The 6,000-nt window shown below is 37.4% G+C and carries 7 protein-coding genes and 2 pseudogenes; 7 read left to right on the forward strand and 2 right to left on the reverse strand.

The window, feature by feature from the left end; all coding sequences use genetic code 11:
• The first annotated feature begins 93 nt into the window (after nucleotides 1-93).
• The 4 genes from EHQ49_RS08365 to EHQ49_RS08380 are packed head-to-tail and all read left to right on the forward strand — an operon-like array spanning nucleotide 94 to nucleotide 3,585.
• On the forward strand, nucleotides 94-1,146 hold the full coding sequence (locus EHQ49_RS08365; RefSeq protein ID WP_135578315.1) for a putative porin: 1,053 nt from the start codon (nucleotides 94-96) through the stop codon (nucleotides 1,144-1,146).
• A gap of 16 nt (nucleotides 1,147-1,162) precedes the next feature.
• A complete protein-coding gene (locus EHQ49_RS08370) occupies nucleotides 1,163-1,837 on the forward strand; it encodes a M48 family metallopeptidase (protein WP_135578318.1) in 675 nt (224 codons plus the stop codon).
• Nucleotides 1,838-2,326 carry a low molecular weight protein-tyrosine-phosphatase gene (locus tag EHQ49_RS08375; protein ID WP_135578320.1) on the forward strand — a complete coding sequence of 163 codons (489 nt, stop codon included), beginning with the start codon at nucleotides 1,838-1,840 and terminating at the stop codon, nucleotides 2,324-2,326.
• Nucleotides 2,314-3,585 (forward strand): NAD(P)/FAD-dependent oxidoreductase, encoded by a 1,272-nt coding sequence (locus tag EHQ49_RS08380; protein WP_135578322.1) that lies wholly within the window; start codon nucleotides 2,314-2,316, stop codon nucleotides 3,583-3,585. Before EHQ49_RS08375 ends, EHQ49_RS08380 begins: the two co-directional genes overlap by 13 nt.
• Before the next feature lie 236 nt (nucleotides 3,586-3,821).
• On the opposite strand, the gene EHQ49_RS08390 is transcribed toward EHQ49_RS08380, so the two are convergent.
• On the reverse strand, nucleotides 3,822-4,250 hold the full coding sequence (locus EHQ49_RS08390) for a hypothetical protein (protein ID WP_135578327.1): 429 nt from the start codon (nucleotides 4,248-4,250) through the stop codon (nucleotides 3,822-3,824).
• 92 nt (nucleotides 4,251-4,342) lie between these two features.
• On the opposite strand from EHQ49_RS08390, the gene EHQ49_RS08395 reads away from it, so the two are divergent.
• The 3 genes and pseudogenes from EHQ49_RS08395 to EHQ49_RS08405 form a co-directional block, all read left to right on the forward strand.
• Nucleotides 4,343-5,203 carry an alpha/beta fold hydrolase gene (locus tag EHQ49_RS08395; RefSeq protein ID WP_135578329.1) on the forward strand — a complete coding sequence of 287 codons (861 nt, stop codon included), beginning with the start codon at nucleotides 4,343-4,345 and terminating at the stop codon, nucleotides 5,201-5,203.
• On the forward strand, nucleotides 5,200-5,742 hold the full coding sequence (locus tag EHQ49_RS08400; RefSeq protein WP_135578331.1) for a PaaI family thioesterase: 543 nt from the start codon (nucleotides 5,200-5,202) through the stop codon (nucleotides 5,740-5,742). The genes EHQ49_RS08395 and EHQ49_RS08400 overlap by 4 nt, the downstream gene beginning before the upstream one ends.
• Nucleotides 5,739-5,930: pseudogene (locus EHQ49_RS08405) on the forward strand (LIC20035 family adhesin); the annotation flags it as partial. The gene EHQ49_RS08400 and the pseudogene EHQ49_RS08405, both read left to right, overlap by 4 nt.
• Here the strand turns inward: EHQ49_RS08405 and EHQ49_RS18865 are convergent.
• Nucleotides 5,914-6,000 (reverse strand): annotated as a pseudogene (locus EHQ49_RS18865) (alpha/beta fold hydrolase); the annotation flags it as partial. The pseudogenes EHQ49_RS08405 and EHQ49_RS18865 overlap by 17 nt on opposite strands.

A 6,000-nucleotide genomic window follows, 5' to 3' on the forward strand; every position in this document is an offset into this window, starting at 1 on the left:
CCAAATGAAGACGAAATAAACCGAAGACCAGTAGCCACCTTCCCCTCTTTTTAATTTCGGAATTTACAACTTTTAGGTAGAATAGAACCTACGTTGGTGCCTAAAATATCTAAATTCCCCTTTTTAATTTTTCTCTTAGGTTTAAGTTCTGTCTCTGCAGAAGTGATTTGGGGACCAACAATAGAAAAATCCGGCGGGGAGTATATCTTCGAAACAGGTAATAAATATCCTAACTTATCGGGGATCCGTGGCGGATCGAGAATCAGTTTTCCACGAACTTTTTCACTCTTCGGCATTCAAGGAATCTTTACCAAAGATCGTATTGAAATTAGTGGTGCACTAAAGACCACAGGTAATTACCAGAAATCGGGAGAAGCCCGCGACGAGGATTTTTTTCTTGGTTCCATATCAACAGAAAATACAACGAATATCGCAACAAGGGAATGGAGTTATAGAGACTCTGCCACCGTTTACTCCGGTAGTCGCAACTTTGCAGACGGGAAAGGTAAATCAACGGTCTTCGAAAATCGAGCAGAACTTTACGGAAGGTATTATTTCCAAACAGCAAATCCAAATTATTGGGCAGACGGCTCTGGATTTTTCTTATCTGCAGGTGTGAAATACTCTTATTTTAAATATTTGTTTTATGACGTGAACCAATACGTAGAAACTACGCCAGTTTTTTATGGCCCGATTGGAATCGGACTTAGTTTTTCCAATGATCTTTGGGAGTTCTTTACAGGCGGAGGTTACCGTTATTCTTCTGGCGATTTTTATCTAGACCTAAGTTTTATGCCATCATTCGGGCGGATCAAAACAAGAGATTTCCATGTACAACGGTCGATTAATTTTTTCTCAGAAAACTACGGATTAGGTTGGGCATCAAAAGTAGAAGTTGGATATAAAATGACTCCAACATGGTTAAGTTATATCCGAATTAACCATCGAAGATTTTTTTCAGAAGGAAGGTTTACTTCACAAGGAGGACTGACAACAGACGACTTAGCTTCAAATTTAGTCAGCGGATTTAAATCACATATCAATATCAAAGATTATACGATCGAAATTGGAGCTCTAAACAAGTTGGACTGGTCTAAAGATGAATCAGAAAGTTCAGAAAAAATTCTACCAAAAACACCGGAGTAATACTATCTAATACATAATGATAGATTTTGAAATCGAAAGGAAAACAACAAAAGGAAGAAACATTTCCCTTGTTGTATACCAAAATGGTAAGGTCGTTTTAAAACATCCAGCTAGAGTTCCCAAGAAACAATTGGAGGAATTCATATCTGAAAAAAAAGAATGGATTCTCTCAAAACTTAACAATCTCCCCAAAGACATACCTAAAAAATTGAAATTTACAGACGGGGAAATAACTCATATTTTTGGAACCCCAACAACCATCAATATAAGTTCCCAGAAAAAGGTTACTATCCTCAACCAAACGATCCAGATTCCAAATATTGATAGCGAAAAATCTCGAATCCGAAAAGGAAAACTTGCATTAAAAGAATTACTTTTAGAAAAAATAATACCTATAGTGGACACAACCTCCAGAGCATTGAACACAAAAGTCACAAAACTATCGATCAAAACAATGCGTTCCCTCTGGGGGAGTTGTAATTCTAAAAATCAAATTTCTCTCAATTTAAGTTTGGTTCATTGCCCAGCTTCTATCATCGAATATATTGTTTTACATGAGATTGCACATACCATTGAACACAATCATTCCTCAAAGTTTTGGGCGATTGTTGAATCACAAAACCCCAACTATAAAGTTGCTGAAAAATGGCTCAAAGAAATCGGGAAAAAATACATCTACTATCTTAATTAAATGAAAGAAAAAATCAAAGTTCTCTTTATCTGTTTAGGAAACATTTGTCGTTCGCCAGCTGCCGAAGGTGCATTTCTAAATCTTGTTAAACAAAAAAATTTAACCCATTTATTTGAAATCGATTCTTGTGGGACTTCAGGATATCATGATGGTGACTTGGCTGACCCAAGGACACGAAAAATAGCAGAAAAAAGAGGGATTCATTTAACTCACCGATCTAGGAAATTAAACAAAAAAGATTTAACATATTTTGATTATTTGTTAGTGATGGATGAGAACAATTTGGATGATGTAAGAAGTCTAACAAATGATATAAATATTCAGGGAAAAATTATCCTCTTTGGTAAGTTCAGAAGTGATTCAGGTGCACCGATTGTTCCTGATCCATATTACAAGAATGAAATCGCATTTGAAATGGTTCAGAATCTTGTTGAAGATTGTTCTTCTGGTTTCTTGAATTTTTTAGGAGTAGACGAATGTCTCAAATAAAGAAAAAAATCTTAATCGTTGGAGCCGGCTTTGGTGGGTTACAAGTAATTAAAACTCTCGCAAACCACAAAACTTTTGATATCACAGTTGTTGATAAAAAAAACCACCACCTCTTTCAGCCACTTTTATACCAAGTTGCCACCGCAGTATTATCACCAGCAGACATTGCAATTCCATCAAGATCGATTACAACGAAGTATAAAAACGTAAAAATTTTACTTGGCGATGTAACGGAAATCGATTTCAAAAATCGACAAGTAAAATTTCAAAACAACGCCGAAACCTACGACTATCTAGTGATCGCAACGGGAGCTAGGACGAGTTATTTTGGGAATCATAGTTGGAAAGAAAAAACATTAGGTTTAAAAAATCTAAAAGATGCTCTAGCAATCAGAAGACGTATTTTACTTTCCTTTGAACAAGCAGAACTTATCGGTAACTATGAAAAAGCTAAAAGTTTTATGCATTATGTGATTATTGGCGGAGGACCAACCGGTGTAGAACTCGCTGGTTCCATTGCAGAACTTTCGCATAATATCATCCGTAAAGACTTTCGTAATATCGATTCTGGTATGACAAAAGTCACACTGATTGAAGCAGGTCCTAGATTACTGACTGCATTTAGTGAGAAGTCCAGTTCCTTTACCAAAGAAAAACTGGAAAGTAGGGGAGTGGAAGTACTCACAAATTCGCCAGTAATCGATATTACTGACACGGGTGTCATACTCAAAGACAGAACCATTGAATCCAAAACCGTGATTTGGGCTGCGGGAGTGGAAGGTTCAGAGTTAGCTAAAAATATATCAGTTAACAAGGATAAGGCGAACAGGATTATCGTTGATGAATACTGTAGAACAACTGAATTTCCAGAAGTATTTGTCATAGGGGATGCTGCGAATTTCAGCAAAGGGCTTACGAAACCGTTACCCGGGGTTTCTCCAGTCGCTATGCAACAAGGCAGATATGTTGCCAAAATTATCGAATCTACTGAAAAGAAAAAACCTATCACCCCCTTCCATTATTTTGATAAGGGGAATATGGCTACGATTGGAAGGACTGATGCTGTTGCCGAATTCGGGAAATTCCGATTAAAGGGAATTCTAGGATGGCTCGGTTGGCTCTTTGTCCATCTTGTTTATCAGGTTGGATTCAAAAACAAGGTGAGTACGTTACTCAGTTGGGTATGGAGTTACCTAACGTTCCGAGCAGGATCAAGGCTCATCCAAGAAGAAATGGATGAGCTCTCAGTTCGATCTTAGATTGTAACGATTTTTATTTGCTTCAGATATACACTTTTTATATGCTAGCTCAGTATTTCCAATCCATATGGTTCTATTCAGTTCCGTATCACCGCTAGCAGTATGTCTTTCAAAAATTGGCAACATAAAGACGTAACTTCGTTTCCTAGTCTTTTCACATTCCTCCAGGAATTGATCTTCTCTGGATAGTTGCGCACAGGCAGAAGTAAATAAAAACAAAAGAAAAAAGAATCGTATCACTTAGATTGATCCAACAGTGTTTGTAATTCTACCAACTCCGATGATTGTTCTTTCGAAAGATGTATCTTGTTCAAATTAAGGAAACCGAGGTCTTCTTCTGCCTTTATCAATTGCGATTGTTTGTATTCCGGCTTGTGACTTACTTTTAAAATCACTTCTCCTTTATAACCCGTATCACCATTCGCTTCTAAAATAATAGACTTTGCACGTTTTAAGTATAACGGAATTAGTTTTGGAATTGGGGAATCCTTCGAATATTCAGTAATGCCTAAACTCAGTAAGGTAATTTTCTTTCGATGAATCTCAGTGGCATCAGCTTTTGATTCACAATCGGATAGACTCAAACAAATGTTCTTTGTTTTTGGTTCTGCCTGTAGCGACAAATTCAGAACGGTCAACAAAACAATCAAAAGAAAACGATTCATAAACAAATTTCATAAAAAAAGCAAAAAAGAATCAAGTCTAAATCGAAAAGATAAATGTTTACAATCGAGAGGAATTGAAAAGCCTTAGGTATATGTTGCCGATTTCGATTCGCACAAAATTCCATTCCATAGAAGGAGTTGAATGGGGGAACCCACAAGGAATCCCAATCCTTGCCTTCCATGGTTGGTTAGACAATGCAAATAGTTTTGCACCACTTGCAAAGTTTTTCCCAAATTACCGCTTCATTTCCATCGACTTCCCAGGGCATGGTAAATCCAGTCATAAACCAGAAAATACAGTCTATTATTTTGCAGAGTATACATTAGAGATAGTATCCATAGCACAAGCTCTCGGGTTAGAAGATTTTATTTTAATGGCACATTCTATGGGTGCCGCAGTTTCCACGTTAGTTGCCGGCACGAACCTTTTAAAAATCAAAAAACTTGTTTTAATCGAATCACTTGGCCCACTTACCAACCTCTCGGAATCGGCTCCCGACATTTTGATTGAAGCAATCAAACAAATTCTCCACCCCAGAGGAAAAAAAGAAACTTTCTTCCCCGATATGGAATCAGCAGTCGGAATTCGAATGAGGGCAGGAGACATGAAAAAAGAATCTGCAGAGATTCTTATGGAACGAGGAATCGAAAAAACTACTAAAGGTTTAAAACCTAGAAGAGACTTAAGACTCCACTACAATTCCTTTTTTCGTTATACGGAAGAACAGATCACTTCTTTTTGTAATCGAATTGATTGCCCAACATTACTCATATTAGGCGACAGGTCAAACTTTCCAATTGCCGAAAAATACAGAAACAGAATAGAAGCGGTAAAAAAAATTAAAGAAGTAACCCTGCCGGGTGGACACCATCTACATATGGATTCCCCGGAAGAAGTCTCGTCGGTAATCTTAAAATTTTTAGAAAATGAAACGATCAAGGACAATCAATGAACCAACCTATAGAAAATCCTTCTAAACATGGTTACGAAATCCATCACGATACTTGTTTTGGATGTGGAAAAGAAAACCCTTTAGGGTTAGTTGCTGATTTTACTTTTCATGACGAAACTGGTGAAGTCAACTTCACCTACAATTTCAAAAAAATGTATAACGGGGCTCCCGGTTTTGTTCACGGTGGCATCCTTTCAACCGTTTTAGATGAGGCAATGGGTGGGCTCTGTTTTCATTTAGGGTATATCGTAATGACAGATACGATGAGTTTTAAATTTCACAAAGCAACACCTGTCGAGAAGGAACTGCTCATCCGTGCTTGGCCAATCAAAAAAGCAAAACGCAAAGTATTATTAGAGTGTGAGCTCACATCACTTGATGGAGATATCCTTTATGTAAAAGGGGAGGGGGCATTCCATATACTGCCACCACGTTTTTTCTCTGAGAAATTAACCGGGGGAAAAATAGCGATTGCGAATGAATTACTATCAGTAAATAAATTGAAACGCGCACATCTCTTTGATAGGATAGAAACATGAAACCAAAACTTCTCTACTTACTCATCACAACACTAGTCATTCAATGTTCTGGTGCCTCCGTAAAAGACGGATCAGGTGACCAAGAGTTTGAATTAAAATTTTCTAAAGGAAAATGGATTCGAACAGAACGTTTCAAAAACTCAGGAGGACTCCGAGCCGTCGGAGAAGTAAAAACGGAATGTGGTGGAGTCTTAAGTCTCTTCTAGGTTTTAAACCTTTAGTAGTTTTTTCGATTCCTCGTTCCATAAGAATCTCTGC

Source organism: Leptospira perdikensis (assembly GCF_004769575.1).
GTDB classification, from domain to species: domain Bacteria; phylum Spirochaetota; class Leptospiria; order Leptospirales; family Leptospiraceae; genus Leptospira_A; species Leptospira_A perdikensis.

Bases quoted from the DNA above. Each gene is read 5' to 3' on its own strand.
- EHQ49_RS08370 (WP_135578318.1), top strand. From the start codon at position 1,163: ATGATAGATTTTGAAATCGAAAGGAAAACAACAAAAGGAAGAAACATT.
- EHQ49_RS08375 (WP_135578320.1), top strand. From the start codon at position 1,838: ATGAAAGAAAAAATCAAAGTTCTCTTTATCTGTTTAGGAAACATTTGT.
- EHQ49_RS08380 (WP_135578322.1), top strand. From the start codon at position 2,314: ATGTCTCAAATAAAGAAAAAAATCTTAATCGTTGGAGCCGGCTTTGGT.
- EHQ49_RS08390 (WP_135578327.1), bottom strand. From the start codon at position 4,250: ATGAATCGTTTTCTTTTGATTGTTTTGTTGACCGTTCTGAATTTGTCG.
- EHQ49_RS08395 (WP_135578329.1), top strand. From the start codon at position 4,343: ATGTTGCCGATTTCGATTCGCACAAAATTCCATTCCATAGAAGGAGTT.
- EHQ49_RS08400 (WP_135578331.1), top strand. From the start codon at position 5,200: ATGAACCAACCTATAGAAAATCCTTCTAAACATGGTTACGAAATCCAT.